The organism is Acinetobacter sp. YH12064 (genome assembly GCF_013419735.1).
GTDB classification, from domain to species: Bacteria; Pseudomonadota; Gammaproteobacteria; order Pseudomonadales; family Moraxellaceae; genus Acinetobacter; species Acinetobacter amyesii.
In genome coordinates, this window is sequence record NZ_VOZP01000005.1 from 73708 (window position 1) to 91198 (window position 17491).

The 17491-nt window shown below is 38.4% G+C and carries 15 protein-coding genes; 9 read left to right on the forward strand and 6 right to left on the reverse strand.

Going from position 1 to position 17491, the window contains the following annotated elements; translation table 11 throughout:
* Positions 1 to 86: 86 nt before the first annotated feature.
* Complete coding sequence (locus FTU13_RS06475; RefSeq protein WP_180127658.1) at positions 87 to 1133, forward strand: fatty acid desaturase; 1047 nt, start codon at positions 87 to 89, stop codon at positions 1131 to 1133.
* A 64-nt stretch (positions 1134 to 1197) separates the two neighbouring features.
* Here FTU13_RS06475 and FTU13_RS06480 read toward each other — a convergent pair whose 3' ends face one another.
* Positions 1198 to 2562, reverse strand: coding sequence for an alpha/beta hydrolase-fold protein (locus tag FTU13_RS06480; protein WP_180127656.1), 1365 nt, complete (start codon positions 2560 to 2562; stop codon positions 1198 to 1200).
* Positions 2563 to 2779: 217 nt separating this feature from the next.
* On the opposite strand from FTU13_RS06480, the gene FTU13_RS06485 reads away from it, so the two are divergent.
* Together FTU13_RS06485 and FTU13_RS06490 are read left to right on the forward strand one after the other, a co-directional pair.
* On the forward strand, positions 2780 to 3496 hold the full coding sequence (locus tag FTU13_RS06485; RefSeq protein ID WP_180127654.1) for an SGNH/GDSL hydrolase family protein: 717 nt from the start codon (positions 2780 to 2782) through the stop codon (positions 3494 to 3496).
* 39 nt (positions 3497 to 3535) lie between these two features.
* Positions 3536 to 4144, forward strand: coding sequence for a uracil-DNA glycosylase family protein (locus tag FTU13_RS06490; RefSeq protein ID WP_180127652.1), 609 nt, complete (start codon positions 3536 to 3538; stop codon positions 4142 to 4144).
* A gap of 107 nt (positions 4145 to 4251) precedes the next feature.
* Here FTU13_RS06490 and FTU13_RS06495 read toward each other — a convergent pair whose 3' ends face one another.
* On the reverse strand, positions 4252 to 4689 hold the full coding sequence (locus FTU13_RS06495) for a hypothetical protein (protein ID WP_180127650.1): 438 nt from the start codon (positions 4687 to 4689) through the stop codon (positions 4252 to 4254).
* 270 nt (positions 4690 to 4959) lie between these two features.
* Here FTU13_RS06495 and FTU13_RS06500 point away from each other — a divergent pair, with 270 nt between their 5' ends.
* Positions 4960 to 5499 carry a class I SAM-dependent methyltransferase gene (locus tag FTU13_RS06500; protein WP_257226729.1) on the forward strand — a complete coding sequence of 180 codons (540 nt, stop codon included), beginning with the start codon at positions 4960 to 4962 and terminating at the stop codon, positions 5497 to 5499.
* 94 nt (positions 5500 to 5593) lie between these two features.
* Here FTU13_RS06500 and FTU13_RS06505 read toward each other — a convergent pair whose 3' ends face one another.
* Positions 5594 to 7150, reverse strand: a complete 1557-nt coding sequence (locus FTU13_RS06505) for a phospholipase D family protein (protein ID WP_180127648.1) — start codon at positions 7148 to 7150, stop codon at positions 5594 to 5596.
* Positions 7151 to 7275: 125 nt separating this feature from the next.
* Here FTU13_RS06505 and FTU13_RS06510 point away from each other — a divergent pair, with 125 nt between their 5' ends.
* The 3 genes from FTU13_RS06510 to FTU13_RS06520 all read left to right on the forward strand — a co-directional run bounded on the left by FTU13_RS06510 (position 7276) and on the right by FTU13_RS06520 (position 10906).
* Positions 7276 to 8391, forward strand: coding sequence for an S-(hydroxymethyl)glutathione dehydrogenase/class III alcohol dehydrogenase (locus FTU13_RS06510; protein WP_078193885.1), 1116 nt, complete (start codon positions 7276 to 7278; stop codon positions 8389 to 8391).
* 290 nt (positions 8392 to 8681) lie between these two features.
* A complete protein-coding gene (locus tag FTU13_RS06515) occupies positions 8682 to 9701 on the forward strand; it encodes a flavin reductase family protein (protein WP_180127646.1) in 1020 nt (339 codons plus the stop codon).
* Between the two features lie 35 nt (positions 9702 to 9736).
* Positions 9737 to 10906 (forward strand): acyl-CoA desaturase, encoded by a 1170-nt coding sequence (locus FTU13_RS06520; RefSeq protein ID WP_180127644.1) that lies wholly within the window; start codon positions 9737 to 9739, stop codon positions 10904 to 10906.
* A 122-nt stretch (positions 10907 to 11028) separates the two neighbouring features.
* On the opposite strand, the gene FTU13_RS06525 is transcribed toward FTU13_RS06520, so the two are convergent.
* Entirely contained in the window at positions 11029 to 12612 is a 1584-nt protein-coding gene (locus tag FTU13_RS06525) for an ATP-binding cassette domain-containing protein (RefSeq protein WP_180161101.1), read from the reverse strand.
* A 700-nt stretch (positions 12613 to 13312) separates the two neighbouring features.
* Between FTU13_RS06525 and FTU13_RS06530 the strand changes: the two genes are divergently transcribed.
* Together FTU13_RS06530 and FTU13_RS06535 are read left to right on the forward strand one after the other, a co-directional pair.
* Positions 13313 to 14395 carry a 3-deoxy-7-phosphoheptulonate synthase gene (locus tag FTU13_RS06530; RefSeq protein ID WP_180127640.1) on the forward strand — a complete coding sequence of 361 codons (1083 nt, stop codon included), beginning with the start codon at positions 13313 to 13315 and terminating at the stop codon, positions 14393 to 14395.
* 270 nt (positions 14396 to 14665) lie between these two features.
* Entirely contained in the window at positions 14666 to 15856 is a 1191-nt protein-coding gene (locus FTU13_RS06535; RefSeq protein WP_180021768.1) for a PilT/PilU family type 4a pilus ATPase, read from the forward strand.
* A gap of 96 nt (positions 15857 to 15952) precedes the next feature.
* Here the strand turns inward: FTU13_RS06535 and gcvH are convergent, their stop codons facing one another.
* On the reverse strand, positions 15953 to 16327 hold the full coding sequence (gcvH, locus tag FTU13_RS06540) for a glycine cleavage system protein GcvH (RefSeq protein ID WP_078193810.1): 375 nt from the start codon (positions 16325 to 16327) through the stop codon (positions 15953 to 15955).
* Between the two features lie 72 nt (positions 16328 to 16399).
* Positions 16400 to 17428 (reverse strand): AraC family transcriptional regulator, encoded by a 1029-nt coding sequence (locus FTU13_RS06545; RefSeq protein WP_078190954.1) that lies wholly within the window; start codon positions 17426 to 17428, stop codon positions 16400 to 16402.
* Between the last annotated feature and the right edge of the window lie 63 nt (positions 17429 to 17491).

The following is a 17491-nucleotide window of genomic DNA, read 5'->3' on the forward strand; positions in this document are numbered from 1 at the left end:
GACGATGATTTGTTCTCAAAATAGCGATTTCCTTTTTTTTAATTTGCTTTAATGTACAACTGTTCATTAATTTTTAGGTTTGTACTATGTCTATGTCTTCCGATATGACAGATCAACAGCGAATTAACAAAGTCAGAACTGTCGTAACGAAAGCTGGTGAAGACTTACGTCAGCAATATCCCATTTTAAAACATCAAAACTTTATAGGCGCAGCCATCCTTATTTTTGCGCTACTGGGAATGTTGGGTTCAGCTTGGGCGTTTGCTGTTGGCATTTTACCGGCATGGGCTTGTGTGATTTTAGTGGCGATGTTTGCGTCACTGACACATGAATTAGAACATGACCTGATTCATTATATGTATTTTAAAAAGACGCCGTGGGCTCATCATCTCATGTTGGCCTTGGTTTGGTTAGCACGTCCCAATACTATTAGTCCTTGGGCACGTCGTCGTTTGCACCTCAACCACCATAAGTATTCAGGTTCCGAATACGATCTGGAAGAACGGGGCATCAGTAATGGCATGCCGTGGGGATTACGTCGTATATTGGTCATTAGCGATCAATTGATGACGGTGTATTTGCGCCCATTTCAAATGTTCAAAATGATTGGGAAATTCATTGAAAAACAACCTGAAAAAGAACGTAAAACTGCATTGATCTCTCAACTGACTGGATTTTTTCCTTTGAGTTTTGTTTATTACGGCATTTGGTATGTATTTGTCATTTATCATGTGGTGAATGGTATTGCTCCAATGTTGGGACAAAGTATTAGTTGGTCAGTCAATTTAGTGAAGTTAATTCCAACGATTAATTTTCTAGCTGTGGTTTGGATTATTCCGAACTTTATACGCTCTTTCTGCTTACAATTTATCAGCTCAAATATGCATTATTATGGTGATATAGACCCACGCGATGTCATTAAACAAACTCAGGTGTTAAATCCGTGGTGGTTGTTCCCAATGCAATTATTTTGCTTTAACTTTGGTTCGACCCATGCCATCCACCATTTTGTGGTCAAAGAGCCGTTTTATATTCGTCATCTAACCGCAAAAACTGCACACCAAGTCATGCGTGAGGTTGGTGTACGTTTCAATGATTTTGGAACCTTTAAACGCATAAATCGCTGGAATTAAATCAGTACTAGCTTCAAAAAAAGCCCTCAATTGAGGGCTTTTTTATGATCTAAACGTTTATAAACTACTTTTGCGCAAAAAAATGTTTGAGTGCATCTTGCAAGGCAACTTGCCATACCGCGTAGGAATGTCCGCCTATATACGATTTGTAATGTACATCATGACCTTTATTTTTTAAGTCGGCTGCAACAATAGGCGAAGTCTCTAAAATACTCAGTTCATTATTATTGCGTGAGCTTTCATAACTATTGGCAGTAATAAACCAATGCTGTTTAGGTTGCGAGGTTTTATCACGAATGATTTTACTCATGCCATTTGGGAGGTCTGTCGCTTCATTTTGCCACCAAAATGATCCAGATAAAGGTACGACGTGACTAATTTGATTTGGATTTTCTAAGGCTAAATAAGCTGAACTTAAACCGCCAAGACTTGACCCAAGTAGTACCGTTTTCTTCGAATCGACTTTTGCAGGTGCATTTTTTTGAATCCAAGGCATCAGTTCATCACTAAAAAATGCTGAAAATTTTGCATTGGGTGTTAATTCTTTAGGTCGTTCCTGATCATTCGGTGGAGAAACAAAAATGGCTTGAATTGGCGGCAGTTGACCTTGCTCAACTAATATATCTAATGCCTTTGGAACATTCAGCAACTCGTTATATTGCTGACCATCAAAAAATATAGCGGTGATATAGCTTTGATTTTTCTTGGCTTTAGATTGGTAAATTTGGATTTTACGTGAGTTATTCAAAATTTTGCTGTCTAGAACAAACTCTTGTAATTGGGGCTGGTGCACATTTGGATATTGTTTTGGATCAATAAAAGGCGGGGCATCTTTAAGCGCCACTAAATTTTCATTACGCAAGCCTGACGTGTCATCACTTGCGAGATAAGTCTTTTTATTGAAAGGATCAATCCGTTGTACCTGTATCACAGCACGACGCTGCATTCTTGATTCTTTAAGTTTTGGATTCAGATGCGGACAATAATTTGACAGATAGCCTTCTAAGTTCGGTAAATCGACAGCAAAGCTATAACTGCCAATATAACGATGATCAATAATCGATTCTTTAAACCAAATATCGGTATTTGGTAGGCGTGTTAACCATTCATGGTCATTACTTGGGCCACCAATAAGGCGAACATTATGCTGCGCACCTTTCCATAAAAAAATTATACGGTCATGTTTTTCATCATAGTTTTCAATGATTGGTGTACCTATAAGCTCTACACGCTTCCAAAAATCTTCAAGAATTTGAGCATGTTGTTTTGGATTTTGATTTAACTGATGCTGTAGGTTTAATAATATTTGGCTTTGCGCTTTGACATCTTCACATGCAGCAGCAAAGGGAAAATGTTTTTTTTCTGTTGTATCGGTTAAAGCGGGTGAATTTTGAGTTTGGGCAAAAGCAGAAGAAACAGCAATGCTCATAGAGCAAGCTAAAAAAAGTGGGGAAAGTTTTTTCATTGAAATAATAAAATAGCTAGAATGAAATCAGATAAATGATAATCATTATTAATATAAAAAACTAGCAATATGCCACTTTTAACAAAAGAAAACGTAGAAAAATAACAATAGAGTCAATGCTTTGTTTTTTAAAATAATTAAAATAATGCAGTCGACAAGCTCTCAATCATTGCTAAATATTATGCTACTCAAAGTATCAACACTGCTGCTGTTACCTGCATTACTGATCCAAGGTTACCGTGTGAAAAAAAATACACCACGTTTAGCAGAACCGGTGGGAGAGCGCTGTGGAATGATTGGTCAGGGTAATCGGCCATTATCGGTATTGATCCTTGGTGACTCAGCGGCAGCAGGTGTCGGCGTCGAGCATCAGTCGGATGCGTTATTGGGACAATTGCTTAAAATTTTATCGCCTGATTATCAAGTTCACTTTTGCCTTGAAGCCACAACGGGGCATAACAGCCAGCAAATCATCAATGCTTTGGATAATGTCGCAAAGCAGAACTTTGATGTCGTGATCAGTTCTGTTGGTGTTAATGATGTTACAACATTAAAACAGCCAGACCAATGGTTGAAGCTCCAGCAGCGTTTATATCAAGCTGTCGAGGAAAAGTTTCATCCAAAGCTATTGATCATTTCAGGTGTGCCACCAATGGATACGTTTCCAGCTTTACCGTTTCCATTGTCATGGTTGTTTGGACAATATTCACAAAAGATGAATGCGCTGTTAAAAAATTATGTTAACACTCAAGCGAATATGCGGTTAATTGAATACGATTTACAAGAATATCGTGAGAAAAACTTACAAATGGCCAAAGATGGCTTTCACCCGAGTAAAGAAATTTATCAGTTATGGGCTGAAAAAATAGCTAAACAAATCACTGAACAATTTTCATAGACATTTTATGATTCAACCACTGGGCGAAGTTAAATTTATATGAGCAAAGACATTTCCGACGCGAATCCGCAAATCGAAACGCATCCTTTAGCACCATTTTTGCCATCAAATGGGAAACTATTGATGCTAGGGAGTTTTCCGCCACCCAAAACACGCTGGAAAATGGATTTTTATTATCCAAATTTTCAAAATGACATGTGGAAAATCTTTGGCCTATGTTTTTTTCAGGATAAAAATCATTTTCTCAATGTAGATAGCAAGACTTTTAAAGAACAGCGCATTCGAGATTTTTTAAATGAAAAGGGTATAGGCATTTTTGATACGGCCTATCAAGTGATTCGTTTGAAAGGCAATGCATCAGACAAGTTTTTACAGATCTATCAGCCAACCGACATTGCGAAGCTGCTTACACAGATGCCGAATTGCCACAGTATTATGACGACGGGAGACAAGGCGACTGATACTTTGATGCTCTCGATGCCAGAAAATACTGAAAAACCACACATTGGGCATGCTGTTCGTACCGAATTTGCAGGCAGAGATTTGACTTTATACCGTATGCCGTCATCATCTAGAGCTTATCCACTAGCATTGGAAAAAAAAGCCGAAGCCTACCAAAGCTTATTTAAAGATATAGGCTTCCTTTAAGTAAGTTTTCGAATTTATGAAATGCCTTGAATAAAATTTCTTATTTAAACAGGCAAACATTCAATGATTAAAACGTGGCATCTTAATAATGGATAAACATCAACTCCTTAGCCATCATATTCAACATAATCCCAAAGGTTTAATCGCGCTTTAATTTCTTTGCGAATATTTGGCAGCATAGGCAGTAAAGTGCCATCGATCCATAAACTCAGTGTTTGGGACGAAACTTTTTTGTTTGCATCATCTACAATTTGCGCGCCTTTCACGATCACCAAAGTTTCTTCGCTAGCAGCAGTTTCAATGCCTTTAAATAAAAGCTGTAATTCATGACCTGTATCTTGAATTAACCATTCCAACTCAATTTGAATATTGTGATTAGATTTAAGCACAGCTTGCCCTTCAATCATGTCATTGTCAGATAAGCAGTCATGCTCAACCCGAACTTTCGACAAAAACCATTCTTGATGACCAAGGTTAGAGAGCGTTGTAAAAGGCGTTAAAATATCACTTAAATTGAATTGGCGGCTTAAATCAAAAAATTGCATTAGAAAACTTTAGGAGGAGATAAAACAAAATAAGAGGTGGATGTTAAAGCATCATCAAGTGTGAGTAAAACATTTGCTTTTATTGAGATATTTTATGTATAAATAGCATTCAATCTATCTAAATTAAGTCTAAGAAAATGAATTGCGAAAATAATATTCACATAAATGATGTGCACAGCCCCATAGACTTAAAAGATCCAATCGAAGCTAAACAATGGGCTGCTGACTGAAGTCAATCTTAAATGTCCGTGGCGTTATGACATCTTTCAAATGTATGTCGACTCTATTTTGGCTTTCAACCCGAATGCGCACGTGCTTGAACTCGGTTCAGGTCTAGGCTATTTTGCTGAATTTTTAATCAATCATTATCCAAATATAGATTACACAGCATTTGATTTTTCCGAAGCTATGCATGACTTGGCAAAAGGAAAACTAAGTGCAGCGCAACGCTTAAAATGCAATTTTATAACTGGGGATTTCAAACAATCTGCTTGGGAAGAATCACTTCAGTTTAATCAAAACAGCACCTTTGATGTGATTGTTATTCATCAAACTTTACATGAGTTGAGGCATAAGGCGTATGCAGCAGAGTTTCATCGGACTGTAAAAAGGTTGTTAAATACACAAGGCGTGTATTTTGTATGTGATCATTTATATGCACCACATGCTCAGCAAAATCATGAGTTGTATATGTCAGTTGAGGAACATTTAGCAGCGCTGAAAGCAGCCAATTATGGGCGAGTGGAATTCATTGGTGAAGTCAATGGTTTGGTTATTTTCAAAAGCCAGCACTCATATGAACGAGACTGAACAAGAGCATTATTGAGTTGCTTGAAATTGCTTAAATCGTTCCTATTAGATCTTATCGATGAGAAAAACTTAACCAATTAGCAGTACATTGTCATTACATCATCCATTCAATAGGAAGATATGACACTGCTTTTATACTAAATCGTTGGAATCGAGTTGTTTCGGGTTCATGGGTATAGGTGTTGATTTTTCCATTTTTTTGATGCTCTAACCAAATGATTTCGCCGTTTTTATCCAGTTTTAATTCATATGCAATTTGCGGTAAATACTGGTTTAATGCCGCCGAAATATCGTTTTGTAATCGATCAGATTTAACGACTAAACCAACTTCCGAATTTAAATTTGCGGAACGTGGATCAAAGTTAAACGATCCAATAAACACCATACCGTCAATATCGAAAAATTTTGCATGCAAACTAGAGGCATTTTTGCCTTTCGCAGGGATGATATTTCCGGTCATGACCTCATACCATGTGCGTTTTGAACGCTCAATATAAGGTTTAAATTCATATAATTTCACGCCATTTTCGAGTAAGTCTTTGCGATATTTTTGATAAAACGCATGAACGACAGCGACGTCATTGGCTAAAAATGAATTGGTTAACACACGGACTTCTACATTTTTACCTGCAAGACCCGTTAGAAAGTCAGTGCCTTGTTGCGTGGGAACAAAATAAGCTGAAACCAATTCCATGCGTTCCTTGGGCTGTCCCATCAAGGTCGAAAATTGGTTATAAATTAATTCTTGCTCTTTAGCCTCACCACGAATTTTATTCGGACTATCCGCAATGAAATGTGCTTCGGCCCAATTCACCGGTCTTAGTTTAAGCTGAGCCGCCAGTTGTTGCTGTGCATAGTTAATGCGCTGTTGATCTTTAGTCAACGTTGTAGAGTTTTCTTGGTACGTTTGTCTTAATTGATTTAAGTCTTCTTTTGTACCTGCACCAATCCATTGCTGAACAGAATAACTTAAATCATCATTCCAAAAGTTCAAAAACACTTGATTGGCTTGTTGAATGGCTTCCCCATAGAAAAGGATGTCCAAATCTGTAAATTGAAAACTTTCACTGGCATCAAAATATTCATTACTGATGTTACGACCGCCAGTTACGCCCATAAAACCATCGGCAATAATTAATTTATTATGCATACGATGGTTAATGTGCTTTAAGCGAAATGCATAATCAATGACACGTAATTTTCTAAATTTATAGGGATTAAACAGTTTGATTGAAATGTTGGGATGAGCTGAAAGGGATTGTAAGGTCGGATCGAGTTTCGTCCCGTTTTGATCATCAATTAATAGCCTTACCTTTACCCCCCGGTCAGCGGCATGCAGTAATTCTTGAAACATCAGATGCCCAATAGTATCATTTTCCCAAATGTAATATTGCAAATCGATGGTGTATTTTGCATTTCGAATCAAATGTAGGCGAGAAGCAATGCTTAAGAAGGCATCATCTAAGGCTAAATAAGCCGTTTGTTTTTGTTCTAATTTTTCTAAATCCGTAGCAGACGTAATCCATTTTTCTGCATGTGATTGTATTGGGACATCTTTTTTTGACTGATTGCTAGGTAAGCTGCATCCAGTTAATAGGCTGATGGAAACAGTTAAACCGACAGTACAACTTATTTCACGTAATTGTATCATTCGAATAGCATTAATCATTCCTTGAAAAATTCATCATAACATCATGTTTTAAGGTTGTATCTAGGCTTAAAAAGAGGTTACTGTAACTCATCTGTTAATATAAGCCATACAGGATGTTTTTAGACATGAAATCACGTGCAGCCGTTGCTTTTGGACCGGGTCAGCCTTTAGAAATTGTTGAAATTGATGTGGCACCACCTAAAGCAGGTGAGGTTTTAGTCAAAATTAGCCATACAGGTGTGTGTCATACAGATGCATTTACATTATCAGGTGATGATCCTGAAGGCGTATTTCCAGCAATTTTAGGGCATGAAGGTGCAGGTGTTGTGGTTGAAGTCGGTGAAGGTGTGACTTCAGTGCAACCAGGTGATCATGTTATTCCACTTTATACTGCAGAATGTGGTGAATGTTTATTCTGTAAATCGGGTAAAACAAATCTTTGTGTATCTGTACGAGCAACACAAGGGAAAGGTTTAATGCCGGATGGCACAACACGTTTTTCGTATAATGGTCAGCCGATTTATCACTATATGGGGTGTTCAACTTTCTCTGAATATACAGTGGTTGCAGAAGTATCTTTGGCAAAAATTAACCCTGAAGCGAACCATGAGCATGTGTGTTTGTTGGGGTGCGGCGTAACAACAGGTTTAGGTGCAGTTAAAAATACCGCTAAAGTTCAGGAAGGTGACTCAGTTGCAGTCTTTGGTTTAGGCGGAATTGGTTTGGCTGTGGTACAAGGTGCTAAAAAAGCCAAAGCAGGTCGTATCATTGCCGTAGATACCAATCCTGATAAATTCAAACTGGCTGAAGAATTTGGCGCTACAGATTTTGTTAATCCAAAAGATTATGATCGTCCAGTTCAAGAAGTGATTGTAGAAATGACGGGCTGGGGCGTCGACCATTCATTTGAATGTATTGGCAATACCAATGTGATGCGCTCTGCTTTGGAATGTGCTCACCGTGGTTGGGGCCAATCTGTGATTATTGGTGTAGCTGGTGCAGGTCAAGAAATTTCAACGCGCCCATTCCAATTGGTTACTGGTCGTACTTGGAAAGGCACTGCTTTCGGTGGTGTTAAAGGTCGTTCACAATTACCGGGTATGGTAGAAGAAGCCATGTCAGGCGAGATCAAACTTGAACCATTCGTGACCCATACTATGGGGCTGGATAAAATCAATGAAGCCTTTGATTTAATGCATGAAGGTAAATCAATTCGCTCTGTTGTACATTTTGAAGACTAATATTGATTTAAATATTTTTGATTAAACGACTAATTATTTAAATATTAATGCGTTAATTTTCACTGTTTTAAAAACTAGGCTTTAGCCTAGTTTTTTTATTTGTGTCGTTATAACAAATCAAAACTTCAAATTAGGATTTGCAAAAAGTGACAGATTGTTAGACATAAAATGATAAAAAATGCCAAATGATAGATTTTGTCCCGAATTCACATGGTGGGAAATTAGCACTAAACATAAGGTAAGCATAATTTAAAAACAAATGTATATTAATGCATTATCCGAGGCAAAAAATGACAACTACAAGTTACAAGCCTGAGTGGATTCGGCAAGATTTTATTGATTTTATTGCAGAAAAATTTGATGCAATTTGGGCCTACAAACGTGTAAAAGCACAATTGGTCAAATCACGTTGTGTGGGGATCGGGTTTTATGAACTGAGTTTTTTAGCGAATCACAACTTTAAAGCAGCAAACTATCGACCAGGCCAATGTATTCTAGTGACAGTGGTCAAAGATGGTGTACGTCATCAACGTAGCTATAGCATCGTCGAAATCAATACATCAGGTCATGTGGTCATCGCAGTCAAACAACAAGGCAAAGTGTCCAACTACCTGACGCAATTAAAAACAGGTGATGTTGTTGAATTATCGCAACCGCAAGGTGAGTTTGGCCTAAAGCTAAATTCGGATCGACCAATTTTACTGCTTGCTTCAGGTAGTGGTATTACCTCAATCATGGCTTTGTTTAAACAAGCGATTCAGCTTGGGCGTACGGTTGACCTGATTTACTTCAATCGAGATGATGCGTATTTGGATGAATTGATTCAACTAGCGAAGCAATTAAACCATGCACACTTACATGCGATTAATACGCTGAAAACTAAATTACATATCTCACCAGAGGTGCTAAACCACATGGTCCCCGATTTTAAGCAGCGAGATTGCTATGCCTGTGGTGCAGCACCAATGATGCAAAGCATTGAACAACTGTATCGTGAGTTCAAGCTTTCAGATTATTTATACACTGAATATTTTCAAATGATTGCTGATGATTCAGTACCTGCTCAACCTGTCACTTTTAGTTTAGCCCAGCAAGATTTTTTAGCAGAAGGTAACTTACTTGAAAGTGCTGAAAAAGCCGGTTTAAAACCTGCGCATGGCTGTCGAATGGGTATTTGTAATACTTGTTCGTGTACGAAATTACAGGGGTCAGTGAAAAACTTAATCACTGGCGAAATTGATCATGCGAATAACACACAAATCAAGTTATGTGTCTCTCAGGCCATTTCACCTGTACGTATTCAACTCTAATCCAAGCCGTATAAAAATAAATCAGGGGCGTCATCATGAATCAATCGATATATATTAGTCCGAATAGTAAGTCACGTTATTTATCTCCAGAACAAACTGCTGAATTTGGCGAAAAAGTTGAGCAAATTCGCCGTGAAATCATGCAGAGTGTAGGTGAAAAAGATGCAGCGTATATTTATAAAATTCGTAATTTTGTCCGTTATAGCGAGATTGCATCTCGTGGCATGTTGATGTTTGCAGGCTGGATTCCACCGGTGTGGTTACTGGGTACGGGTTTATTGGGGATTTCTAAAATCGTAGAGAACATGGAACTCGGTCATAATGTGATGCATGGTCAGTTTGATTGGTTAAATGACCCGAGTTTAAATGGTGCTAATTATGATTGGGATACCATTGCCACAGGTCAAGACTGGAAATATACCCATAACTATGTGCATCATACCTATACCAATATTGTCGGTATGGACCATGATGTCGGCTATGGCTTAATCCGTGTAAGTGAATCGCAAAAGTGGGAGCCGCGTTTCCTTTTTAATATTCCACTGGCTGCCCAACTCATGGTTTTCTTTGAGTGGTATGTCGGCATTCAACGTTTACATTTAGAAGATGTTATTGCGTATAAAACCAAAACTTGGAAAGATGTATGGCATGAAGCAGCCGATGTACGTCAGAAAATTAAGCGCCAAGTGATTAAAGATTATGTGTTTTTTCCACTTATTGCAGGTCCCAATGCGATTCCTGTATTTGCAGGAAATGCGGTAGCCAACGTGATTCGTAGTTTATGGGCTTCCGCTGTCATCTTTAATGGCCATTTTACTGAAGATGCGGAAAACTTCGAGATGGACAATACTGAAAATGAAACTCGAGCAGAGTGGTATCTCCGTCAAATTCGTGGCTCAAGTAATTTTAGTGGAACGCAATGGTTGCATATACTCAGCGGTAATTTGAGTCACCAAATTGAACACCATTTATTCCCAGATATGCCTGCAAACCGCTATGCAGAAGCCGCACCTAAAATTAAAGCACTCTGTGAGGAATATGGTATTCACTACAACGAAGCCAGTTTTATCAAACAGTTTGCCAGCGTTTGGGTTCGACTCGCGAAATGTTCAGTGCCAAATGACTGGCGTGCCGAGCTTAAGGAACGTTCAGCTACACTTCAGCAGCGCCTTAAACAAAAAATCATGAAGAAAATCGGGTGTTAAAATACAGTATTGTTTAGCAATATTGCCCTTAATGCTTCCAATGGATGATTTCTAAAGCATTAAATTCGCCAAAGTAGCGTTCATCTACTTTGGCTTTTTTAGATATATCTAGCGAGCGAGAGTTATTCAACTAATTGCACGCTATTCTGAATGCCACAAGATTCTACAAAATATGCATCATGTGAAACGAGGATCACCGCACCTGTATAATGCTGAATGGCTTGAGCCAATAACATTCTAGACTCTATATCTAAGTGATTTTCAGGTTCATCTAACAATAAAAGCTCAATATTCGGTGTTAAATAATTTAAGCCCAACAAGGTCACTTTTAAACGCTCACCACCACTTAAACAGTGAAATGGCAGTTCCGCTTTTTGACCACGGATTCTAAGTTGACCGAGTTGATTACGCCATTCCATTGACGAAACCTCAGGATTAAACTTTGCCAAATTGTCCAAAACACTCAGTTCAGGTGATAAATTACTCAAGTTTTGATCTAAATATAGGGTATGCACAGACAAAAACGTTTCATGGCTAGACTGTGATGTGGTCTGACTCAAATACTTTAGAAATGTAGATTTACCAATACCATTTTTTCCTTTTAAATGAATTTTTTCACCTGCCTGTAAGGCTAAGTCGAAAGGCTGGTGCTGAGATGTTTTGCGATGAAAATGTTTAACTCTTAAGATTTCTCCTGTTTTTTCAGCGTGATGTTGAAAAACGAATTGCTGCTCTTTGACATGCTCAAGTTGTTGCTGTGCCTGAATCAGTTGAGATCTCTTTTCTTCCAATTGCTTCTGCTGTTGCGTTTGAACTGAAGCGAGGCTTTGACCGGCTTGTTCCTTTTTAAAATCGAGTAACACTTTGGCTTGGGTGCTTGACTTGCGTAGGACACGCCCTTGTTGTTCTCGTTTTTGCGCTTTCATCTGTGTTTCGTGTTGTTGTAATTTGAGTTGTTTTAACTCACGCTGCTGCTGTAAAGCATTACGCTGTAAGGCTTTATTTTGCAGATCATTTTGTTGAACGTAGTCTTCATAGCTTCCAGTAACATGACTGAGTCCAAACTCATTTAAAGCATAGATATGCTCTACATGTTGCAGCAATTCTCGATCATGACTGACGACGAATGCACCCGCAGGATGGTTTTTTAAGCGATCGATGAGCCATAAGCGTGAGGATGCATCTAAATGGTTACTTGGTTCATCCAAAAGTAAATAATGGTCGGTTTTTAAAAATAATGCACACAAAGCCAATTTGGTTTTTTGACCTTCACTCAGCTGAGCGACTGGGAAATTTAAATCTGTCGGAAGTGACGCCTGCTTAAGTTGTTGCTGCCATAGTGCAGGACGGTGCCATTGGTTTTCAGTCAGCTCAAAGTCTTCAAAACTTGCGCTGCCTATTTCGATACGTTGAAATGCGTCATATAAGTCTTCAACACCGAGTGCAGAAGCAATCGTGTCAGCTTCTAGTCGAGAAAATTGTGATAAATAGGCATGTGGTACATTCCATGAAATTTCACCTTCATAGGGGAGATCTTTCAGATTTTGCGCATGTAAGATTTTAAGGATGCAGGATTTTCCTAAACCATTGCGACCAACACATGCCGAAAGTTGTTGTTGATTGAGGTTAAATTTCAGGTTTTTAAAAAGTGTTTTGGATGGAAATTCCAAGCTAAATTTGGAAATTGTACAAGCCGTTTGAGTCATAGATGCACCTTGCGATAGCAAAGATGCGCAATACAAATAACTAATTTTATTCTATAAAAAAGACAATATTTGAGAAAATGCAGTCGAAGTCATTAGCCATGTGTTTGCACATCAAAAAAATGGATTTGATGATGAAAAAAACAGGGCTTACTTCATTGGCAAATACTCGAATTAAAAATAAATGGAAAAAAGCTTTAAACAGCCTAATGTTGTGCAGTCTAATAAATGTTTATTTATTAATCAATACATCAAATTTTAAAAATAGGTCGCTATAATTGACAGCAGCGTTATTTAATACAACAAAATAGCAAAAAACTATTGTCAAACCGATGAATACAGCGTATTTTAATTTTCAGACAGATACTTTTTGATGAAATCAAGATGTTAAAGCAACCTTTAATCTCAAACGCATATTATTACTTCTGGCAGTTTAGATAATTGCCTGAACGCGTTCGGGCATGAAAAAGGTTGCCCACCAAGTTTATACCTGATCGGCAACCCTGATCAGGTTTTTTTATGTCTTGATTTTTATAATATTTTTGGAGAAATCTCATGTTTACAGTAAATAATTCATATTTTAGCAACGGTTATTGGTTTTACTTTAGTCAGTCTATGTCTAAAGCCTTGAAGTCCCAAAGTCCCATAACGCTCAGATAAAAGATCGGACTGTTTATACGTACAGTCCAAAGGAATAGAACCAATGAATGCGCTAAATACAGCTTTACAACAAACTCAAAATTCAGAAATTCAGAAATCTACACGGCCAAAAGAAACGCTTTTGAGCTTGCCCCATCAACTGAAACAACAATTACCTTTATCAGTTCATGCTGCAGAACAAATTGCTGCACATCGTGCAACTATTCAAAATATTTTGACAGGTCTAGACCCGCGTCTAATGATTATTAGCGGCCCATGTTCAATCCATGATCCAATTGCTGCGTTGGAATATGCTGAAAAATTAAAACAATTACAGGCACAGGTTTCAGATCAAATTTTTCTTGTGATGCGCGCATATATTGAGAAACCACGTACTACAGTGGGCTGGAAAGGCTATATGTATGACCCAAGTTTAGATGGATCATCTAATATGCAATTGGGCTTAGAAAAATCGCGTGAGCTATACTTACAAATTATTGAAATGGGTTTGCCAATTGCCTCTGAAATTTTAAGCCCAATGGCGACGGGTTATTTTGATGACCTTTTGGCATGGGGTGCAATCGGTGCGCGTACCAGCGAATCACAAATTCATCGTGAAATCTCAAGTCATATGCCATACAGCATCGGTTTCAAAAACGGAACAGATGGATCAATCCAAATTGCACTAGATGCCATTCAATCTGCTTCGCATCCACACCAGTTCTTAGGTATGAGTCAAGCCGGCTTACCGTGTATTTTAGAATCCGTTGGCAACCCGCAAGCACATTTGATTTTACGTGGTTCTAATACAGGTCCAAATTATAGTTTGGCTGAAATAGACAAAATTCGCAGTAAAGTAAAAGGCGATTTACCAGCTTTAGTGATCGATTGTAGTCATGGTAATAGCCATAAAGATCCAATGAAGCAACCTGAAGTATTACGCACAATTGTAGCAGAGCGTGAGCATACCCAAGTGCGTGGTGTGATGTTAGAAAGTCATTTAGTGGGTGGTAATCAAAAAATTAGTTGTGACATGACTTATGGTCAATCTGTAACAGATGGATGCTTAGGTTGGGACAAAACCATAGATTTAATTCAACAGGTTGCGAATGAGCTTCGTGCATCACAAATCAAACGTAGTGCTTAACAATCAACAGCATACTCAGTCTGAATTGATTTAGCCCAAAGCCTTAGAACATTGATTGTTCTAAGGCTTTTATTTTGAAAAATCCTTTGTTGCTTACTTCAATATAAAAATTGAAATATGGCCTATATTTTAAAATATATACTGATAATTCAGTATTTTATGTTTGAGTGAATCAAATTTTTTATGCACAATAATGTCTAAGCCCAATACAGCGCCTGAAATAATGACAATCTGTGCTTGGGTGTTTGAAATTTTATATTGGGGAAGTTGATGTACACTGCTGAATTGCTGGAAGAAGCACGCCGTTTTATGTTCCACATGTTAACAAAAGTAGTTGAATATGGTGGTTCTGATTTATTTATTACGGCAGATTTTCCACCAAGTATTAAACATCAAGGCATGATGAAACCCTTTGGGCAGCAAGCGCTTGATGCTGAGAAAACAAAGCTTTTCGCCTATAGTTTGATGAATGAGAAGCAGCGCAAAGAATTTGAGAAAGAATTAGAATGTAACTTTGCGATTAGTGTGCCAAACGTTTCGCGTTTTCGTGTCAATGTATTTCAGCAACAGTTACATGTAGGTATGGTCATTCGTACCATTACCGCAGAAATTCCAAATTTTGAAAAGCTTAAATTACCGGCTTCGCTTAAGCACGTGATTATGGAAAAACGTGGTTTGGTTTTAGTGGTTGGTGGTACAGGTTCGGGGAAATCAACCTCTTTAGCGGCGCTGATTGATTATCGAAATGAAAATAGTGCAGGCCATATCATCACTGTTGAAGACCCAGTGGAATATGTGCATAAGCATAAAAAATCTATGATTACGCATCGTGAAGTGGGTGTAGATAGTCATTCGTGGCATAACGCCTTAAAAAATACACTACGACAAGCGCCAGATGTGATTTTAATCGGTGAAATTCGTGATACCGAGACTATGGAACATGCGATTGCCTTTGCTGAAACAGGACATTTATGTTTAGGTACGCTACATTCAAATAATGCCAATCAAACCCTAGATCGAATCATTAACTTCTTCCCAGAAGAGCGAAGAAATCAATTGCTTATGGATTTATCGAGCAATATGAAAGCGATTGTTTCGCAGCGTTTAATCCGGACTGAAGATGGTAAAGGACGCCGTGCAGCCGTTGAAATCATGTTAAACACGCCGCTTATTTCAGATTTGATTTTGAAAGGTGAGTTTCATGAATTAAAAGCGATCATGGCAAAATCTCGTGAACTTGGGATGCAAACTTTCGACCAAGCTTTATTTGATTTATATAATGACGGCGCAATTTCTTATGAAGAAGCCTTAAGAAATGCTGATTCAACCAATGAACTACGTTTGCAAATTAAACTAAAAAGTTCACGTGCAAATGGTACTTCAGCGGCTGCGCAATCGTTTAGTATGGTTGAAGAAAAGAAAGAAGAACCTGAAAGTACCGAAGCTTCTGAAGAAATATAAGCTGCATATTCATGCAAATAGTATATAAGCCAATTCAGCCATCATATTGAAATAAAAAATCAGCCTCAGGGCTGATTTTTTAGATATTAGAAATATTTACAGGCCAGCTTCATATTGTTCGCTGGTCAATAAAGCATCTACATCAGCCATATTGTCTGGTTTAATTTTATAAATCCAGCCTTTGCTATAAGGCGCATCGTTTACAAAATCTGGATCATCTTCAAGGTCTGGATTGACTTCAACAACCACACCAGAAACCGGTGCATGAATATCAGAAGCGGTTTTTACCGACTCAACCACACCTGCTTGTTCGCCAGCAGTGATATGTTGACCAACATCTGGTGCTTCAACATAAACTAAATCACCCAATGCGTCTTGTGCATGATCGGAAATGCCTGTAACAACAAGGTCACCTTCAATTCGCACCCATTCATGTGTACTTGCGTACTTTAAATCTGAAGGATGATTCATTGATAACTCCTTAAATCCATTAAATTCATTTTTGGCATGAGTTATACATGCTTTTTAGGTAAAACAAAAGACTTATAAGTACGGATCTTTACGCCAATTGCTTGGGCTACGACCACTCCAACGCTTAAAAGCACGGCTAAAATTGGCGACATCGCTATAGCCCAATTCATCAGCAATTTGCTCTAAGGTAAAATCAGTTCGTGACAGGAGCGAAGTAGCATGACGGTAGCGAACTTCGTCAACCAATGTTGAAAATGAAGTCCCTTCGGCAGCAAGTTGGCGTTTAAGAGTTCGATCGGACATGTGTAGCCGTTCAGCAACACTTTCGATACTTAGATAGTGCTGTTCGGAGTTGGTTAAAATATCACGAACGCGCATGGCAATACGGTGACGTTCGCCCAAAGCGGAGAGTTCAGCTTCACATTGGTTAATCGCAATTTGACTAGCAATCGGGTCTGCATGGACCAATTTATTGGTTAAATATTGCTTATCAAAACTAAGTAAGAGATGTGGCTGATCAAATCTAAATTGGTGCCTTGGATATTTGGCAATAAACCGCTCAAAACCTTCAGGTTGAGGAAAATCAAAATCAATTTCACCAGCAGAATAATCCACACCGGTAATTGCTTTGCCCATGCTGATCATGCCAAAAATTAAGGCAATTGAAATTTCGGTACGTAAAGGCTCAATCGTAACGTCGGTTTGTAGTTGAACAGTAGCTTTGGTTCCAAATGTCGAGAAAAAAAGCTGTAAAAAGGGCATGCGTAACTGAATAAAACGGTTTGCCAAGACTAAGGCATCGGTTATGTCCTTCGCCGTCATGATGGCATAGCCAATAAAACCATGAATCGAGATGCGCATTTGGTTGCCTAAATGAAAACCTAATGTTGGCTCACCAGTTAAACGTAGTGCGTGCTCTACCAATTGATTGGCGATGGGTGTTGGAATACGGAAATCTGGTTCAGCCAATTGTTCGCTGTTTAATCCGAAGGGACTAAATAATGTCTCTGCAGTGTAGCCCCATCGAGAGACCACATCTAATAGGAGCAATCCATATACTCCGGGAATACCCTGATCCTGACGGGAATTAATTGTTTTCATAGCGTTCCGTTGCAATGCGGGTTTTTCTTCTGTTCAAGCTTATATTGGCATGATTCTGTGTTG

Bases quoted from the DNA above. Each gene is read 5' to 3' on its own strand.
- FTU13_RS06475 (WP_180127658.1), top strand. From the start codon at position 87: ATGTCTATGTCTTCCGATATGACAGATCAACAGCGAATTAACAAAGTC.
- FTU13_RS06545 (WP_078190954.1), bottom strand. From the start codon at position 17,428: ATGAAAACAATTAATTCCCGTCAGGATCAGGGTATTCCCGGAGTATAT.
- FTU13_RS06515 (WP_180127646.1), top strand. From the start codon at position 8,682: ATGACAACTACAAGTTACAAGCCTGAGTGGATTCGGCAAGATTTTATT.
- FTU13_RS06490 (WP_180127652.1), top strand. From the start codon at position 3,536: ATGAGCAAAGACATTTCCGACGCGAATCCGCAAATCGAAACGCATCCT.
- FTU13_RS06530 (WP_180127640.1), top strand. From the start codon at position 13,313: ATGAATGCGCTAAATACAGCTTTACAACAAACTCAAAATTCAGAAATT.
- FTU13_RS06510 (WP_078193885.1), top strand. From the start codon at position 7,276: ATGAAATCACGTGCAGCCGTTGCTTTTGGACCGGGTCAGCCTTTAGAA.
- FTU13_RS06535 (WP_180021768.1), top strand. From the start codon at position 14,666: ATGTACACTGCTGAATTGCTGGAAGAAGCACGCCGTTTTATGTTCCAC.
- FTU13_RS06520 (WP_180127644.1), top strand. From the start codon at position 9,737: ATGAATCAATCGATATATATTAGTCCGAATAGTAAGTCACGTTATTTA.
- FTU13_RS06505 (WP_180127648.1), bottom strand. From the start codon at position 7,150: ATGATACAATTACGTGAAATAAGTTGTACTGTCGGTTTAACTGTTTCC.
- gcvH (WP_078193810.1), bottom strand. From the start codon at position 16,327: ATGAATCATCCTTCAGATTTAAAGTACGCAAGTACACATGAATGGGTG.
- FTU13_RS06525 (WP_180161101.1), bottom strand. From the start codon at position 12,612: ATGACTCAAACGGCTTGTACAATTTCCAAATTTAGCTTGGAATTTCCA.
- FTU13_RS06495 (WP_180127650.1), bottom strand. From the start codon at position 4,689: ATGCAATTTTTTGATTTAAGCCGCCAATTCAATTTAAGTGATATTTTA.
- FTU13_RS06480 (WP_180127656.1), bottom strand. From the start codon at position 2,562: ATGAGCATTGCTGTTTCTTCTGCTTTTGCCCAAACTCAAAATTCACCC.
- FTU13_RS06500 (WP_257226729.1), top strand. From the start codon at position 4,960: ATGTATGTCGACTCTATTTTGGCTTTCAACCCGAATGCGCACGTGCTT.
- FTU13_RS06485 (WP_180127654.1), top strand. From the start codon at position 2,780: ATGCTACTCAAAGTATCAACACTGCTGCTGTTACCTGCATTACTGATC.